This window comes from Spinactinospora alkalitolerans, from assembly GCF_013408795.1.
Taxonomy (GTDB): domain Bacteria; phylum Actinomycetota; class Actinomycetes; order Streptosporangiales; family Streptosporangiaceae; genus Spinactinospora; species Spinactinospora alkalitolerans.
In genome coordinates, this window is the sequence record NZ_JACCCC010000001.1 from 5,352,496 (window position 1) to 5,369,282 (window position 16,787).

At 72.3% G+C, this 16,787-nt stretch carries 15 protein-coding genes; 7 read left to right on the forward strand and 8 right to left on the reverse strand.

Going from position 1 to position 16,787, the window contains the following annotated elements; genetic code table 11:
• Positions 1 to 14 precede the first annotated feature (14 nt).
• The 6 genes from HDA32_RS31900 to HDA32_RS23880 form a co-directional block, all read right to left on the reverse strand.
• Positions 15 to 2,090, reverse strand: a complete 2,076-nt coding sequence (locus HDA32_RS31900) for an acyltransferase family protein (RefSeq protein ID WP_179645319.1) — start codon at positions 2,088 to 2,090, stop codon at positions 15 to 17.
• A 76-nt stretch (positions 2,091 to 2,166) separates the two neighbouring features.
• Positions 2,167 to 3,522, reverse strand: coding sequence for an alpha-2,8-polysialyltransferase family protein (locus HDA32_RS23865; RefSeq protein ID WP_179645320.1), 1,356 nt, complete (start codon positions 3,520 to 3,522; stop codon positions 2,167 to 2,169).
• Positions 3,519 to 4,493 carry a glycosyltransferase family 2 protein gene (locus tag HDA32_RS23870; protein WP_179645321.1) on the reverse strand — a complete coding sequence of 325 codons (975 nt, stop codon included), beginning with the start codon at positions 4,491 to 4,493 and terminating at the stop codon, positions 3,519 to 3,521. The genes HDA32_RS23865 and HDA32_RS23870 overlap by 4 nt, the downstream gene beginning before the upstream one ends.
• A 79-nt stretch (positions 4,494 to 4,572) precedes the next feature.
• The gene (locus tag HDA32_RS31000; RefSeq protein ID WP_246334465.1) at positions 4,573 to 5,478 is read right to left on the reverse strand and encodes an N-acetylneuraminate synthase family protein; all 906 of its coding nucleotides are present in this window, start codon (positions 5,476 to 5,478) and stop codon (positions 4,573 to 4,575) included.
• A 6-nt stretch (positions 5,479 to 5,484) separates the two neighbouring features.
• Positions 5,485 to 6,636, reverse strand: coding sequence for an acylneuraminate cytidylyltransferase (locus HDA32_RS31005; protein WP_246334466.1), 1,152 nt, complete (start codon positions 6,634 to 6,636; stop codon positions 5,485 to 5,487).
• A gap of 326 nt (positions 6,637 to 6,962) precedes the next feature.
• Positions 6,963 to 7,961 (reverse strand): glycosyltransferase family 2 protein, encoded by a 999-nt coding sequence (locus HDA32_RS23880; protein ID WP_179646912.1) that lies wholly within the window; start codon positions 7,959 to 7,961, stop codon positions 6,963 to 6,965.
• A 333-nt stretch (positions 7,962 to 8,294) separates the two neighbouring features.
• Between HDA32_RS23880 and HDA32_RS23885 the strand changes: the two genes are divergently transcribed.
• From HDA32_RS23885 to HDA32_RS23915, 7 genes are all read left to right on the forward strand, one after another.
• Positions 8,295 to 9,836 carry an LCP family protein gene (locus HDA32_RS23885; RefSeq protein WP_179645322.1) on the forward strand — a complete coding sequence of 514 codons (1,542 nt, stop codon included), beginning with the start codon at positions 8,295 to 8,297 and terminating at the stop codon, positions 9,834 to 9,836.
• A gap of 248 nt (positions 9,837 to 10,084) precedes the next feature.
• Positions 10,085 to 10,762, forward strand: coding sequence for a hypothetical protein (locus tag HDA32_RS23890; RefSeq protein ID WP_179645323.1), 678 nt, complete (start codon positions 10,085 to 10,087; stop codon positions 10,760 to 10,762).
• Between the two features lie 97 nt (positions 10,763 to 10,859).
• Positions 10,860 to 11,732 (forward strand): hypothetical protein, encoded by an 873-nt coding sequence (locus HDA32_RS23895; protein WP_179645324.1) that lies wholly within the window; start codon positions 10,860 to 10,862, stop codon positions 11,730 to 11,732.
• 474 nt (positions 11,733 to 12,206) lie between these two features.
• Positions 12,207 to 13,538, forward strand: a complete 1,332-nt coding sequence (locus tag HDA32_RS23900; protein ID WP_179645325.1) for a UDP-glucose dehydrogenase family protein — start codon at positions 12,207 to 12,209, stop codon at positions 13,536 to 13,538.
• A gap of 32 nt (positions 13,539 to 13,570) precedes the next feature.
• Positions 13,571 to 13,993, forward strand: coding sequence for a CoA-binding protein (locus HDA32_RS23905; RefSeq protein WP_179645326.1), 423 nt, complete (start codon positions 13,571 to 13,573; stop codon positions 13,991 to 13,993).
• 106 nt (positions 13,994 to 14,099) lie between these two features.
• Positions 14,100 to 14,711 (forward strand): type III secretion system chaperone family protein, encoded by a 612-nt coding sequence (locus HDA32_RS23910; protein ID WP_179645327.1) that lies wholly within the window; start codon positions 14,100 to 14,102, stop codon positions 14,709 to 14,711.
• A gap of 120 nt (positions 14,712 to 14,831) precedes the next feature.
• Entirely contained in the window at positions 14,832 to 15,095 is a 264-nt protein-coding gene (locus HDA32_RS23915) for a helix-turn-helix domain-containing protein (protein WP_179645328.1), read from the forward strand.
• On the opposite strand, the gene purE is transcribed toward HDA32_RS23915, so the two are convergent.
• Together purE and HDA32_RS23925 are read right to left on the reverse strand one after the other, a co-directional pair.
• On the reverse strand, positions 15,050 to 15,586 hold the full coding sequence (gene purE, locus HDA32_RS23920) for a 5-(carboxyamino)imidazole ribonucleotide mutase (protein WP_179645329.1): 537 nt from the start codon (positions 15,584 to 15,586) through the stop codon (positions 15,050 to 15,052). The genes HDA32_RS23915 and purE overlap by 46 nt on opposite strands.
• Positions 15,583 to 16,704, reverse strand: a complete 1,122-nt coding sequence (locus HDA32_RS23925; RefSeq protein ID WP_218882575.1) for a 5-(carboxyamino)imidazole ribonucleotide synthase — start codon at positions 16,702 to 16,704, stop codon at positions 15,583 to 15,585. Before HDA32_RS23925 ends, purE begins: the two co-directional genes overlap by 4 nt.
• Between the last annotated feature and the right edge of the window lie 83 nt (positions 16,705 to 16,787).

A 16,787-nucleotide genomic window follows, 5' to 3' on the forward strand; every position in this document is an offset into this window, starting at 1 on the left:
GAACATGCGCCTCCTCACCACCCCAGGGCCGCCTTCAGCTCGGTCTCCAGCGCGGGGGCGAGGGTGCGCGAGAAGGTTCCGGTCATGTGCGACTCGTCGTAGTACACCAGCACGTTGCCGATCACCGAACGGCACCGCCCATCGGGGCACACGTAGTCGTCGAGGTCGATGAAGGTCGCCTCGGAGGCCGCCGAGAGCCGCTCGTAGGGCGGCTCCTGCGCGAGGGAGAGGGTGAACTCCGTCTCGCACTCCGGGGAGTCGGCGCCGTTGCGCGCCACGCACTCCGGGGCGTCGAAGCCCATGCGGGGCGTGTCGCGCAGCGCCACGACGCGGCTGCCCAGCGCCGCCAGTTCCGCCCAGCGCTCCTCGTAGCCCTCCAGGACCTGCTCCCCGTTGCCGATGCTGGACCGGGTGGCGTGCGTGACCACCACGTCGGGCGGGTCCTCGGCGAGCCCGGCCATCACATCGGCGTTCCACGCCTCGCACTCGGGGTAGTCGTCCCTGCCCCGGTGCCAGGGGCCGGTGGTGAAGTGGCAGGCGTCCTTGGTCATGGTGATCAGCCGCCAGCCGTTGCGCTCCGCGGCCTCGCGCATGGCCGGGTACCAGTGCGCGATGTGGGAGTGGCCGATCAGCGCGACGGTGCGCTCGGCGTCGGCCGGCCCGTCGACGCACGGGTCGGCCGTCGTCGCCTCGAACATGTCGTGGCAGCCGCCGGGCTCCTTGTTCTCCCCCTGGTCGCCGTCGGCGTCGGCCGGGGCCGGCAGCACCGGGACGTCGGGGACGGGACCGGCGAAGTCCGCCGCGAGGACGGCGGCCCCGGGGTAGTTGCCCGGATCGGAGGCGAGTTCCCTGCGGTGGAGCTCCTGCCGGTCCAGGTGGACCGACCAGCCGCCGGCCGCGGTGAACACGGGCAGCAGGCAGACCACCGCGACGGCGACCGACCACAGCGGCGCCGAGCGGGTTCGGACGAACCGCTGCACGCCGCCTTCGACCAGCCATTTCGTGGCGGCGGCCAGGGCGAGCGACACCGCCAGCACGCAGCAGCCGCCCAGCGGGGAGGCCACCTGGCGGTCGGCGACGCCGAGGTAGACCACCAGCACCGGCCAGTGCCACAGGTACAGGGCGTAGGAGATGTCGCCGATGTAGTGCAGCGGCCGCCAGGTCAGCAGCCGGTCGGCCCCGAAGCGGCTGCCGGTCGTGCCCGCGACGACGACCAGCACCGCGGCTCCGGTGGGCCACAGGGCGATCCAGCCGGGGAACATGGTCGAGACCTGGAGCAGGATCCCGCAGGAGACCAGCGCGGCCAGTCCCAGCCAGCCCATGGCGACGCGCGGGGCGCGCGGCAGGCGCAGGTGCGGCAGGACGATGGCGAGGGCGCCGCCGAGGGCCGGCTCCCACAGGCGCGCCCCGGTGTCGAAGTAGGCCCAGGCCTGGTCCGTCCCGGTGATCCGGACCGAGTAGGCGAACGAGACGCCGGCCACGGCCCCGAGCGCGGCCAGGACGACCGGACGCAGGCCCCAGCCACGCCGGCGGGCGACCAGCGCCGCCAGCGCGATCAGGACCGGCCACAGCAGGTAGAACTGCCACTGGATGGACAGGGACCAGAAGTGCTGGAGCGGGCTGAGGTCGCTGTCGCGTGCCAGGTAGTCGACGGCGTTCGCGGCCAGGTACCAGTTCTCGTGGTAGAGCGCGGTGGCGACCGTCTCGGCGATGACGTCGCGCCATCGCGACTGCGGCAGCCACAGGGCCGTCGCGACCAGCGTCCCCAGCAGGACCAGGGCGGCCGGGGGCGTGAGACGGCCCAGCAGCCTGGCCCAGAACGCCGTGAAGCCGACCCTGCCGCGCCGCTCCACGGCGCGCACCAGGGACCCCGTGATGAGGAAGCCGGTGAGCAGCAGGAACACGTCGACGCCGCCGGAGACACGGCCGAGCCAGATGTGGTAGGCGGCGACCAGCAGGACCGCGACGGCGCGCAGCCCCTGGATCTCGGGCCGGTAGCCGCTCCCTCCGCCGGCCCTGGAACCGGCTCCCGGAGCGGCGTCGGCGCGCTCCGGGGCTGGAGCGGCGCCGGTGGGAACGGAAACGTGCACGACTCGGTTACCGCCTCACGACGCGGGGTGATCGGGAAAGAGGAGGGTCGAGGACGAAGACGGCGCTGTCCCGGCGCTAGTCCTTGCGGTCGAACACGGTCTGCTGCACGCTGCGGACCTTGCGCGCGCCGGAGACCAGCCAGTTCGTCGAGGAGCGCTGGGGCAGTGCCCCCGGCAGGTGCAGCGCCGTGAGGCGGCGCCGCTTGAAGTAGCGGCGGGTCGTGGCGTCGTAATGGGCGCCGAGGTAGTCGACCGCCGCTTCGCGCAGGTGCGGGTAGGCCGCCCCCTGCATGCAGTAGCTCACGGTGCGCAGCAGCGGCGCGAGCTCCCGGTGCAGCCGCTCCTCGGAGAACCGCGGCGGCCGGAGCCCGCCCTCCGCGTCGATCCGGGGCATCGATGCGTCGACGATCGTCACGGGGATGCGGTTGCTGTTCTGGTACGGGGTGACGGCCTCCAGCAGCATCTCGGTGCCGACGCAGGCCACCGGGATGCCGTAGAGGTGCGCCGCGGTGCTCAGCCCCGTCGAGAAGCAGCTCACCACCGTCGACGGCCGCAGGACCGTGAACCACACCTCCGCGGGGATCGGCTCCTCCAGCAGGACCAGCCGCACGTCCAGCTCCTGTGCGGTCCGGCTCATGCGCAGATGGGTCCGGCGCGTGTTGGACGGGTGCGGTTTGAACAGCACCGTCCTGTGCCCCCGGGCCGCCATCGCCCGCACCATCGAGGCGTGCAGCTCGTCCTCCTGCTGCGGGGAGATGAGGTCGAGGGCCGACAGGTACTGCCCGAGCAGCAGCGGCGCCTCCTCGATCCCCTCGTCCAGCCGGGGTTTGAGCAGCCGGTCGAGGCTGTCGGCGACCTCCGACACCACCGCGCGGAACGCCTCCAGCGGCAGCGGGGAGCGTGCGACGTCGTACTCGTCGAGCAGCAGCGGTTCGACGCCGGGGACGAGGTCGAGGTAGACCAGTCGGTCGATCCTGGTGGCGACCTCGCGCGGCTGGCTGTTGCGCGTGGGGCCGTAGCTCATCAGGCCGTCAGAGTAGACCGTGATCGACGCGTCCTCGAAGATGGCCGCCAGGGACTTCGCCGGCGGCACCTGGACCGACTCCACCACGATCTGAAGAGGCGAGTCGTCCAACGACCAGTACGAGGCCAGCAGCCGCCGCAGCAGCAGCACGTCCTGCGGCCGGGGCTGCCAGGTCGAGGGGTGGAAGGGCCACAGCAGCTCGTTCCACGAGACGACCTCGTCGAATCGGGAGCGGACGGCCTCGAACCCCGGCGCCTCCATCAGCGGGTCGGTGATCTCCAGCAGGGCGGCGTTGTCGCTGACCAGGAGGATCCTGCGGTCACCGGCCGGGCCGAACTCCCCGGAGTCGACCGCGGCGGCGAGCGACATCGCCCCGAAGAACGTGGAGGCGACGAACATCTGGGTCATCGGGCCAGCGCCTTTCCCGGGTCGACGACGGCCCGGAGTTGTTCCTCGCGCTCGTTGTCGATCGAGCCGAGGATGCGGTCGAGGACGTCGGGCGGCATCCGGCGCAGGGTCTCGGCCGCCCGCTGCCGCTGCCGCCTGCGCAGCGGCGGAGTGAGCCGCTCCTCCTCCTGGAGGTGGAAGGCGATCATGGCGCAGTAGCTGCGCAGCGCCTTCGGCAGGAACCGGTCCCCCTCGGGGTCGCGTTCCAGTTCGGCGAGCACCCCGTCGAAGGAGTCGAAGAAGTGCAGCTGGCGCTCGTCCCCGATCCGGGTGAGCGAGCCCGCGACGCTGCGGCGGTAGCAGACGCCGATGAGCGAGACCACGGCGAAGGACTCGGCGTGCAGGTGCAGCCGCCACGTCCACTCGCGGTCCTCGGCGGTGAGCAGCTTCTCGTTGAACGTCAGCAGGCCCCGGTCCTGCAGCTTCTCGCGGTCGGCGATGCCGGACCAGGCGTTGGGGTAGTCCACCATCGTCGCGACGTTCTCGGGCAGGATCGCCGACCTGGGGGCGAGCGGGACGTTCCTGCGCCCCTCCGGGGCCCGGACCAGCACGCGGTTCTTGCCGGTCACGCGCACGTGGTCGGTCTTGACGAAGCCGACGTCCAGCCGCCGGATCGCCTCCAGCGCCTCGGCCAGGTAGCCGGACGGCAGCCAGTCGTCACCGTCGAGGTAGACGATGTAGCGGCCGCTCGCGGCCGCCAGGCCCTGGTTGCGCGCCGCGGACAACCCGACGGCGGCGTCGTTGCGGATCATCGACAGCCCGCCGAGGCGCTCGGCGAAATCGGTCACGATCTCCGGGGTCGCATCCGTCGATCCGTCGTCGACGACGATGAACTCGAAATCCTTGCGCGCGTTGCGGCCCAGGCTCGCCAGTGTGTCGGCGATGTAGGGCTCCACATCGCGGGCCGGAACGATGACCGACAGCGTGGTCACTCGAACTACTCCAGGTCTTCCTCGGGGGAGTGGGAGGGGCCGGGCGGCCCCTCCCACCGTGCCCACTGCGTCGTTCGGATCAGGCGGTGGCGCGGCGGAGCCGCTTGCGGGGCTCCTCCTCGCCGGGGAAGACCCGCTTGACGCCGTCACCGAGGGCCCTCTCGATGACCCGGATGTCGCGGACGAGGTGCTCCAGGCCGGTCGGCTCCAGGGACGCGGCGTGGTCCGAGCCCCACATGGCGCGGTCCAGCGTGATGTGCCGCTCCACCGCGACGGCGCCCAGCGTCACCGCGGCGAGCGAGATCTGCAGGCCGCGCTCGTGGCCGGAGTAGCCGACCGGAACGCCGTAGCGCTCCCGCAGGGTTCCGATGGTGAGCAGGTTGGCCTCGTCCTCCGGCATCGGGTAGGTGGAGGTGGAGTGCAGGATGACCAGCTTGTCGCGGTCGAAGATCTCGACGGCCGCGTCGATCTCGTCGATGGTGGACATGCCGGTCGACAGGATGATCGGCCTGCCGGTCGCGGCCAGCGCCCGCAGCAGCTCGTGGTCGGTGATGGAGGCCGAGGCCACCTTGTGCGTGACGACGTCGAAGGACTCCAGGAACTCCACCGACGGAACGTCCCACGGGGAGGCGAACCACTGCAGCCCGCACTCCTCGGCGTACTTGGCGATCTCGCGGTACTCGTCCTGGCCGAACTCCACCCGGTGCTTGTACTCCAGGTAGGTCATCTCGCCCCACGGCGTCTGCCGCATCTTGCCCTGCTGCTCCTTGGGCACGCAGATCTCGGGCGTGCGCTTCTGGAACTTGACCGCCTGGCAGCCGGACTCGGCGGCGACGTCGATCAGCTTGCGCGCGATCTCGACGTCACCGTTGTGGTTGATGCCGATCTCGCCAATGACGTACGTGGGCTGACCAGGACCGACCAGCAGGTCACCGATGGTGACGGGGGCGGCCGCACTGGTGTGCACCGTTGCGCTCTGGGTCATGGATACCTATCCTTTTCGTGCCGCGAGGACGCGTTCACACACTTCGCGGACGGCCCCGGAACCTCCGGGGCGCGACAGAACAAGCCGGGCCGCGGCCAGGACCTCCGGATGGGAGTCCGGGACCGCGATCGGCCATCCGACCTCGGCCAGGCAACCGAGGTCATTGACGTCGTTTCCGACGTAGGCGACGCGGGCCGGGTCAAGGCCCTCGTCGCTGATCCACTTGCGCAGGGCTGAGCGCTTGTCGCTCAGCCCGTGCGTCACGGGAACCCTGAGTTTCTCCGCCCGGGCCCGGACGACCGGGTTGACCTCGGTGGAGAGGATGCAGAACGGCACCCCGGCCTCGCGCAGCAGCCGCACGCCCATGCCGTCGGAGCGGCTGACCGAGACGGCCTCGCGGCCGTCCTGGTCCACGTGCGCCAGGTCGTCGGTGTGCACGCCGTCGAAGTCGGTGACGACGGCGTCGACGTCCAGCGGCGCGGGCGCGTCGACGACCGGCGCGAGCGCGCGGACCAGGTCGAGGTCGGCCGGGGTGTCCACCTCCACGGCGCGCGCCTCGGGGACCTCCTGGACCTCGACGCGGCCGAAGAAGCGGTGCCGGTGCGCGCGGAAGCCGTCGGTGCGGAAGACGTAGAACGCGCCGGTCTCGCGGTAGTGCGGCTCGCGGTCCTGCCGGCGCGGGCGGTGGTGGTGGTCGTGGTTGATTCCGCGGGCGCCCTCGCCGGTGCGCCGCCACAGGAACTCGTAGGTCTCGACGGCGGAGAAGACCGCGTCGGCCTCGTCCGCCAGCACCCGGCGCACCGCGGCGTCGAGGTCGCCGGGGGCGATGAACGGGCTCGTGCACTGGACGAACACCGTCACATCGGGGTCGCCGCCCCGACCGCGCAGCTCGTCCAGCGCGTGCAGCAGCGCCGACTCCGAGGAGGCGGTGTCGCCGCCGAGGCCGGCCGGGCGGTCCACCACCAGCGCCCCGGCGGCGCGCGCGGCGTGGGCGATCTCCTCGTGGTCGGTGGAGACCGCCACGGCGTCGATCGTCTCCGCGAGCCGGCAGGCCTCCACCGCGCGGGTCACCAGGGCGCGTCCGCCGACGGAGGCGACGTTCTTCATCGGAACGCCTTTGGAACCGCCGCGGGCGGGGATGACTGCGATGACACTCAACGAGAGGGCTCCTGACCGGAGGGGAAGACCACTCTGACCCGGGAGATGCCGAGATCCCGTCGCGGGCAGAGGCCATCACTCTCCCGAGCCAATGCGACCGGTCGGTTAATGGCGACGGGTACGCGCGTTAACTCCCGTTGTTGTCTTGATGCCGGGCGGGGCCCGCCGCGGAGCGGGACGGACAGCGGGGGCCGCCGGTACGGGGACGCGGACGCGGCGAGGGCCGGCGGGAAACCCCGCCGGCCCTCGCCGTGCTGGTCCGGTGAACGCCACGGCTCGGGGGCGGGCGTCCGGACCGCCGTCCGCCCCGGTCGCCGCGGCGCCGGTCAGGCGTGCTGCCGGGCGCGCGCGCTCCTGGAGTCCCGGCCCAGTCCGGGCGGGCTGGTGAGAAAGCCGGTGCCCCACGCCATGTGCATCGTCGCCAGCGCCACCGGGATGCACGACTTGGCCTTCAGCGGCAGGCCCCGGCCCAGCGGCAGGGAGGCGCCGATGACGGCCAGGACGTAGCAGGCGGGCACCAGCCAGGCCGGCCAGAAGAGGAGGCCGCCCGCGAGGCCGGCGACGATCGCCGCGACCGCGGCCGGCGGGGCGAGGTAGCGCAGGTTGATGGTGCCCTTGTGCTGGCGGGCGACCACGCGCCGCCACCGGCCGTAATGGAAGTACTGCCTGGCCAGGGCCTTGACGTTGGGCCGCGGCCGGTAGGACACCCGCATCCTGGGCTGGAACCAGACCACCCCGCCGGTCTGGCGGATGCGGTGGTTCATCTCCCAGTCCTGCGCGCGCAGGAACGCCTCGTCGTAGCCTTCGACGCGCTCCAGCGCCGAACGCCGGAACACGCCCAGGTAGACGGTGTCGGCGGGGCCGCCCTCGCCGCCGGTGTGGAAACGGGCGTTGCCGACGCCGACCTTGGAGGTCATGGCCGCGGCGACCGCCTGCTCCCAGGGCGTCTCGCCCTCGGCCGCCATGATGCCGCCCACGTTGTCGGCGCCGGTCTCCTGCAGCGTCTCCACCGCCACCCGCAGGTAGTCGGCCGGCATCATGGCGTGGCCGTCGATGCGGGCCACGATGGGGTGCGAGGAGGCGGCGATCGCGGCGTTGAGCCCGGCCGGCGTGCGGCCGGTGGGATTGGGCACCACCTTGACCCGCGGGTCCGCGGCCGCCAGCGAATCGGCGGCCTCCTGCGTGCGGTCCTTCGAGGGGCCCACGGCGAGCACCACTTCGAGCTCGCCGGGGTAGTCCTGGCTCAGGACGTGGCGCACGGCGGCGGCGAGATGGCGTTCCTCGTTCAGGATGGGCGTTACAACCGATACGGCCGGCCAGGTCACGGGCATATCCATAGGGTCAGGGAACCGGAGAGGGCGGGAGGGCCCGCAAAGAGCAACGCTACTGCAATCCGGGGTCGTGTCCGGCCTGCTCGGTCTGTGCGGCCTGTCCGGTCTGTGCGGCCCGCCCGGCCGGCGGCCCGCGCACCGGGCCCGCACCGGTTTTTCGCATCGGGTCGCGCGCCGGGCGGCGGCCGGGATCGCGGAGCGCGCCTCCCGCGTCGAAAGCGGTGACCAACACGCCGATATCCGGCCTCCTGCCGCCAGGGGGCGGATTCCTGACACTCTGGGGTGTCAACCCGTAGGGAGATGGTTGATGGTGCGGGAGGTCACCCGATGAGCGACGACGCCGGGGGCGGCGGTCGGCACGAGACGCCGGAGTTCCGCCGGGTGCGTTCGGGGCCGCTGCCTCCCGGGGACGCGCGGGGCGCGCGGCCCCGCGCGCGCTCCCGCACGCCCTTCGCCCTCCCCAGCGCGCAGGCGCGCCGCAAGCGGGTGGCGCTGCTGCTGGCCGGGACGATGTCGGTCATCGTGCTGCTGGCGTCGGGGTCGGCGTGGGCGCTGACGGGCTGGGTGTCCGGGCAGCTCAACCGGGACAACGTCTTCGCGGGGCTGTTCGACGGCGACCGGCCGGCCGCCGGGCCCGAGGGTGCGCTCAACTTCCTGGTGATCGGCTCCGACAGCCGCGGCGGCATGGAGGGCGCCGAGCAGGAGGAGCTGAGCGTCGGCGACGTCGAAGGGGAGCGTTCCGACACCATGATGCTCGTGCACCTCAACAGCGACCGCGACCGGATCACGGTGGTCGGCATCCCCAGGGACTCCTGGGTGGACGTCCCCGGCCACGGCAGGAACAAGATCAACGCGGCCTACGCCTACGGCGGGCCGGTGCTGGCCATCCGGACGGTGGAGTCGGCCACGGGCGTGCGCGTCGACCACTACGTGGAGGTCGACTTCACCGGTTTCGTCGACGTGGTCGAAGCGCTCGACGGCATCGAGGTCTGCCTGCCCGAGCCGATCCGCGACGAGAAGGCGAACCTGGACATGGCCGCGGGGACGCACCAGGTGGACGGCGTCGAGGCGCTGGCCTTCGCCCGGACCCGCAAGTCCGCCGGCGGGGACCTGGACCGCATCGACCGCCAGCAGCAGGTGATGTCGGCGCTGCTGGACAAGGCGCTGGCCTCCGAGACCCTGAGCGATCCGGGCAGGTTCGCGAACTTCCTGGACAGCGCGCTCGGCTCCATCACCGTGGACGACGGCCTGGACACCGCCGCCATCAACCGGCTCGGCGGCCAGCTCCGCTCGTTCTCCCTGCAGGACGTGTCGTTCACCCAGGTGCCGATCGCCGACATGGACTTCCGGACGCCGAGCGGCGAGCTGGCGGTCGCCTGGAACGAGGAGCAGGCCGGCGAGCTCTTCGGCGACATCGCCGCCGACCGGCCGCTGGACGGCCCGGCCGGCGCGGGCGGGGAGTCCGGCGAGGCCGAGGACGAGCCGGTCGCGCCCGGCGACGTCACCTTGGAGGTGTTCAACGGGGTGGGCACGCCCGGCCTCGGCGCATCGGTCCGCGGCGACCTGGTCGGCGCCGGTTTCCAGGTCCCGTCCCAGGCGCAGAACTGGCCCACCCGCGACGTCGCGGAGACCGTGGTCCGCCACGCGCCGTCGCAGGCCGGGGCCGCGCAGGCGGTCGTCGACGCCATCCCCGGCGCGAGGGCGGAGCAGGACGACGCGCTGGGCGAGCGGGTCCAGGTCGTCATCGGGTTCAACTACGTCAGCGTGGAGGCGCCGCAGTCCACCTCTCCCGAGCCGAGCCCCGCGGGTACGGCGAACGGCCGCGGCGGCGTGCAGACCGACACCGCGGCGGACAACGTGTGCGACTGACCCCTGCGCCGATCTGCCCCTGCGGGCGTTGAGACCACCCGCACTCCCGGGGTCCGAGACGTCGAGACCGGCGGAAGAAGCCGGGTTTCCCACCGATTCGCACCGGGCTCGCCCGAGATGACTCAGGATGGCGCGGTCCGTGGTGCTGCGCCCCGAAGAGGGCCGTCCGTAACGCTGTGGTCTGGATGATGTTAATTCCGTGAGCAGGGTGGTATGAGGAGGGGACAGTTCGTTCCGGGGAGGTGCCCGTGTTGCGCCATCCACTCGGCCTGCTGGCCGGAATCATCGTCACACCGCTGCTGTGGGCCGGTACCGCGTGGTCCGCCGCCGAGATCGGTTCCCGGCTGCCGAACCTGGACATCGACGATCCGATGCTGCTGGCCTCCGTCGCCGCCATGATGGCGATCGGACTCGTCTGCGGGCTCCTGGCCGGATCGCGGATCTCACCGCTGGCGGCCTTCCTCCCCGGCGCGGTCCTGCTGGGCCTGTGCCTGTGGCCGCTGGTCGACTACCCGTCGATGAACGCGACGCTTCCGGACTGGCTCGCGCCCGGCACGCTCTTCCATCCGCTGGGCCCCGCCCTCGCGGTCAACCTCGCGCTGGGAACGCTGCTGTTCATCTCGGCCCTCGCCCCGTCGCGGTGGCGCTCCCGACCGCGCGCCGAGAGCGACCTGGCGCCGTTCCCGCAACCCGTGCCCGAGCCCGCAGGGCCGGACCGCCCCGCCGACCTCTCCGGCGCCCCGCAGCGGGGCTGGAACACCGGCGGACACCCGCCCGTCCACGAGGAGCCCTGGGTGGAGGGCGCGGAGGACGACGCCAAGACCACCACCCCGTTCCGGCGCGGTGAGAACGGGGTGCGGGTCCTGGACCGGGACGGGATCGACGATCCCGCGGCGAGTACCCGGACCTTCCGCAACGGCCGATAACGGCCCGGACCATCAGCCGATATTCCTTCTCCTGCGGCTCCTCCGCCGTTAAATTTGGGTACACGTCCCGGCGGGGACCGGATCGAGGAGGGATTCCATGTCGAACGGGCTGCGGCATGCGATCGGCGCGGTCGTCGGCCTCGCCGTGACGCCGCTCGTGGTGCTGGCGATGGGATGGGGCGGGACGCGGCTCGAAATAGCGCTGGCCCGATTCGACATGAGCGTCGGCACCGTCCTTCCCGGCCTGGCCGTGGTGCTCGTCCTGGGGATCGTCCTCGGTCTCGTGTCCGGGTCCAGGGTGTCCCCGCTCGCCTCGCTGATCCCCGGCGCGGTGCTGTCGCTCTGGGGCGTTCTCGGTTCCCTGGAGCCCACCGCCGGTCTCAGCATGGCCGTCGTGCCCCTGGAGTACTTCGCCCCTCACGTCTCCAGCTACGTACTGGTGGGCGGCCTGCTGCTCGCCGCGTCGCTGCCGCCGTCGCGGTGGCGCGCCGGTGCCCGCCGTACCGAAGCCGCCCCCGCCGGGCGCCCGCACGGCGTCCCCGATCACCCGCCCGCTCCGGTGCGGGGACCGGTGGACCACGGGGGCGGCCGATACGCTCCCGGGACCGGCCCGCAGCCGGCGCAGCCCCACGGCGTCCCGGGACGGCCCGCGGCTCCGCCGCCGCAGTACCGGGGCGGTCCCCGGCCGGGGGAACAGCAGCCCTACGGCGGGCCCGCGCAGCCGGCGCAGGCGCCCTATGCCGGGCCGCCGCGCCGCCCGGACGAGCAGGTCCCGCACCTGTACGGCACCGGCCCCATTCCGCGGGTGCCGCCCGCCGAGCCCGGCGCGGCACCGCCCCCCGGGCAGGAGTCGCACCTCTACGGCACCGGCACCGGACCGATGCCGCGGATCACGGACGAGCCCGGCCGCCCCGGCGGCGCGCACCGCGGCGAGGGCGACCCCGGCCCCGATCCCCGGCCGCGCGAATAGCCGGCGCCCCGTGCGCCGCGGCGCACGAGCCGCGCCCGCGGCGCCCTGCGGATCCGTGGGATCCGGGCCCGAGGACCGCGGAAAGGGGCGCGGCGAATCGCGGAACGGCCGTTACCAGGGCCTTACCGGCGGGTAGCTTGAGAGTGGGAACGCCGAAGTACCAAGCACCGCGATTTGCCGCATAACATCACAGACCAGCCGCGCGAAAAACGCCCTCGGAGCCCTCTTAGGATCATGTTGAGGTTGCGTTAGACCCGGGTTCGGCAATGTCTCATACAGGAGCGCTGGTCCGGGTCGGTCCATTGACGCACGATAAAGGAGTGCGACGGGTACGCCGCGCCACGCTCCGGCCGCATGAGGTCGCGGACCGTGGCCATCTGTCGTCGCCGATGGCCTCCCGTGGCGATCACCGCCCGCATCGTCCCGGTCATGCGTCGATAGCATGCCAGGGCCGGTTGAAGGAAGGACGAACCATTGGCCGAACAACAGCGCCTCAAGATTTCGGTGGTGGGTACCGGGTACCTGGGTGCCACGCACGCCGCCTGCATGGCGGAACTCGGCTTCGACGTGCTCGGCATCGACATCGACCAGGCCAAGATCGACATCCTCTCCTCGGGCCGCGTGCCGTTCTACGAACCCGGCCTCGAAGAGGTCCTGGCCCGCAACCTCGACAACGGCCGGTTGCGCTTCACCACCGACTACGCCGAGGTCGGTGCGTTCGCCGACGTCCATTTCCTCTGCGTCGGCACGCCCCAGCGCTCCGACTCCAACGCCGCCGACCTCACCTACGTCGACGCCGCCGTCGACAGTCTGGCCCCGCACCTGAACGGGCCCACCGTCGTCATCGGCAAGTCCACCGTCCCGGTGGGCACGGCCGCCCGCGTCGCGGCCCGGCTGACGGCCGCCGCGCCGGCGGGTGACGCCGTCGAGCTGGGCTGGAGCCCGGAGTTCCTGCGCGAGGGCTTCGGCGTGCAGGACACCCTGCGCCCCAACCGCATCGTGATCGGCACCGATTCCGAGCGCGTCGAGGCGACCATGCGCGAGATCTCCGCCGGCCAGATCGAGCAGGGCATCCCGTTCCTCACCACCGACCTGCAGACGGCCGAACTGGTCAAGGTGTCCGCCAACGCCTTCCTCGCCACCAAGATCTCCTTCATCAACGCGATGGCCGAGGTCTGCGAGGCCGCCGGCGCCGACGTCATCAAGCTGGCGGAGTCGCTGTCCCACGATGACCGCATCGGCGGCAAGTTCCTCGGCCCCGGCCTCGGATTCGGCGGCGGCTGCCTGCCCAAGGACATCCGCGCGTTCATGGCGCGCGCCGACGAACTCGGCGTGGAGCCGGCGCTGTCCTTCCTCCGCGAGGTCGATGCCATCAACCAGCGCCGCAGGGCCCGCACCATCGACATCGCCCGAGGCCTGATCGGCGGCAGCTTCGCCGGCCGCACCGTCGGCGTGCTGGGCGCCTCGTTCAAACCGAACTCCGACGACATCCGCGACTCCCCCGCGCTGGACGTCGCCGCGACCATCAGCTCCCTCGGCGCCCACGTCACCGTCTACGACCCCGAGGCGCTGGACAACGCCAGGCGCGAGCACCCCGACCTCAACTACGCCCACTCCATGCTGGAGGCCGTGCGCGACGCCGAGGTCGTGCTGCTGCTCACCGAATGGGCCGAGTTCCGCGACGCCGACCCCGACGAGCTCGGCAAGGTCGTGGCCGAGACCAAGATCGTCGACGGACGCAACGCCCTGAACCCCGAGTACTGGCGCGAGCGCGGCTGGACCTACCGGGCGCTGGGACGCCCGTAGTCTCCGATCGCGGCATCGCCGAGGATGGACGCATGGACGATCTCAACGACGAGGCCGTGATCCGCCGCGTGCTCACCGAAGCCCGGGTGTGGGCGATCGTGGGGCTGGGCGACAACCCCGCTCGGCCGGCCTACGGGGTGGCGCGGTTCCTGCAGGAGCAGGGCAAGAAGATCGTGCCGGTGCACCCCTCGGCCGCCGCGGTCCACGGCGAGCAGGGCTACGCCCGCCTCGCCGACATCCCCTTCCCGGTGGACGCGGTCGACGTGTTCCGGCGCTCCACCGAGGCCGGCGCCGTCGCCGACGAGGCTCTGGCGCGCGCCGAGGTCGGCGCGGTCTGGTTCCAGTTGGGCGTGGTCGACGCGGCCGCCGCCGAGCGAGTGCTGTCCGCCGGGCGGCACATGGTCATGGACCGCTGCCCCGCGATCGAATGGCCGCGACTGCTGACCGGACGCTGATCGGAGCGCTGACCGGGGTGCCGATGGTGCGTGCGCCGGTCGGTGCTGCTCGATACCGGTCGGCACCGAGCCGGTACGGAGATGCCCGGCCGGGTAGGGGCGGGGTATGCGACGTCCTTGGTTTCTCTCGCTCCTCGGCGGGACCGAGCGCCGGGACCCGGCCCCTGACGGGGGTTCCGGGGCCGCGCCCGACGACTCCGAGCGCACCGCCGAGCGCCGCGCGCTGGCCGAGCGCAACGGCTGGCGCTACGCGGAGCGGGCGCAGCGCACCATCGTGGGCTGGCCGCGTCCGGCGCTGCCGTCGGGGCGGCTGGGCTCGGTCCGCAACGCCGTCTCGGGCGAGCGCCACGGCCACGGGTTCATGGTCTTCGACTACCTGTACGTCTCGCAGCACACCGGCCGGTGGGACACCCTCCTGGTGCACGCGGTCGCGCTGCCGGTCCGGGTCCCCTACGTCGAGGTGCACGACCCCGAGGGCGGCGCACACGACCTGTACACCGAGAGCCCCGAGGTGCGGTTCCCCGTGGACCTGCTCAGCGCGGAGGTCCGGGAGGAGGTCCGCCGGTATGCCTTCACCGACTTCATCCTCGACGGGGACGTGTTCATCTGCACCGCCTCCGGCGGCGGCCCCTCCGGCATCGAGTCCAAGCTCGACGCGATGACCACCCTGCTCGACCAGGTCCCGACCGGCGTGTGGACCCACTGGTCCCAGACCTGACCCCACCCGGACCGGCCTCCCGGCCCTCGCCGTCGCGCCACCCCGCCGGGTGTTCATGGCTGGTTGAACCTCCACCAGCCTCATCCCTCCTCGCGCGGAAGACCGCCCCCGGCTCCGACCATGTCGCCGGCTGAACCCGATCCCCGGCAGCACATCGCCGTGCGCCTCGACGAACTCCTGGCCGAACGCGGGATGACCCTGACCGAGCTGTCCCACCGGGCACAGGGGACCGTGGTCGACCTGTCGATCCCGAAGAACGGCCGGGCCAAGGCCATCCGGTTCTCCACGCCGGTGAAGCTGTGCGAGGCGCTCGACTGCCGGCCGGGTGACCTGCTCGGCTACCGGGCGGCGCCGAATCCGATGGAGGAGCCCTCGCCGAGCTGACGGCGCAGGCGCTCGCCCTTGGCCTGGGCCTCGGCCTTCAGGTCCTCCTGGAACTCCGTCATCTTCGCGCGCAGGTCGGCGTCGTGCGCGGCGAGCATGCGCACCGCCAGCAGGCCGGCGTTGCGGGCCGCGCCGACGGCGACCGTCGCGACCGGGACGCCGGCCGGCATCTGCACGATGGACAGCAGGGAGTCCATGCCGTCGAGGTACTTCAGCGGCACCGGCACGCCGATCACCGGGAGCGGGGTCACCGAGGCCAGCATGCCCGGCAGGTGCGCCGCTCCCCCGGCCCCGGCGATGATCGCCTTGAGGCCGCGGTCGGCGGCCTCCGAACCGTAGGCGATCATCTCGTGCGGCATCCGGTGCGCGGAGACGACATCGGCCTCGTAGGGCACGCCGAACTCCTTCAGCGCCGTGGCGGCGTCCTGCATGAAGGGCCAGTCGGAGTCGCTGCCCATCACGATGCCGACGGTCGGAACGGTCTCGGTCACTGCTGGTCTCCCTTGAGGTAGGCGGCGGCGTCGCGAACGCGGGCGAGCAGCTCCCCGTGGTCGTCGCCCGCCGCGGTGACGTGCCCGATCTTGCGGCCGGGCCGGACCTCCTTGCCGTAGAAGTGCACCTTCAGCTCGGGGTCCTTGGCCATGACGTGGACGTAGCGACTGTAGACGTCGGAGTCGGCGCCGCCGAGTACGTTGGCCATCACGGTGAAGGGCGCGGTGCTGCGCGGCGATCCCAGGGGCAGGTCCAGCACGGCGCGCAGGTGCTGCTCGAACTGCGACGTCCGGGCGCCGTCGATGGTCCAGTGCCCGGAATTGTGCGGGCGCATCGCCAACTCGTTGACGACGACGCCGGACTCGGTCTCGAAGAGTTCGACCGCGAGCATGCCCACGACGTCCAGCGCGTGCGCGAGCTCGATCGCGAGCTCCTGGGCGCGGACGGCCTTGTCCTCGTCGAGGCCGGGGGCCGGGGCGATCACCTCGTGGCAGATGCCGCCGCGCTGCACGGTCTCGACCACCGGGTAGGCCGCGACCTGCCCGTAGGGCGAGCGCGCCACCTGCACGGCGAGTTCCCTGGTGAAGCCCACCTTCTCCTCGACCAGCAACGGAACCTCGGCCTGCGCGGCGCGTTCCAGCACCTCCAGCGCCTCGGCGGCCGAGTCGACGACCCACACGCCCTTGCCGTCGTAGCCGCCGCGGGCGGCCTTGAGCACGACCGGCCATCCGGTCTGCCCCGCGAACGCCTCGACGTGGTCGATGGCGGTGACCGCCCGCCAGCGGGGGCACGGCGCGCCCAGTTCCTCGACCCGGACGCGCATCCGCAGCTTGTCCTGGGCGTACACCAGGGCGGCGCGGTCGGGGCGCGTCATCACGCCGACCCGCTCCAGTTCGCGCAGCACCGGTTCGGGCACGTGCTCGTGGTCGAAGGTCAGCACGTCGCAGGACTTCGCGAACGCCAACAGGTCCGGCAGCCCTCTGTCGTCGCCCAGGTGGACGTCGCCGCAGACCAGCGCGGCGCTGTCGGTGGCGGAGTTCGCCAGGACCCGGAAGCCCACGCCCAGGGCGATGCCGGCCTGGTGCGTCATCCTGGCCAACTGACCCCCTCCCACCATTCCAACGGACGGGACGGGCCGATTACGCTCGCTCACAGTTCCTCAACTCTTGTGCGGTGCGGGGAGGGACGGCGCCGCGCGGC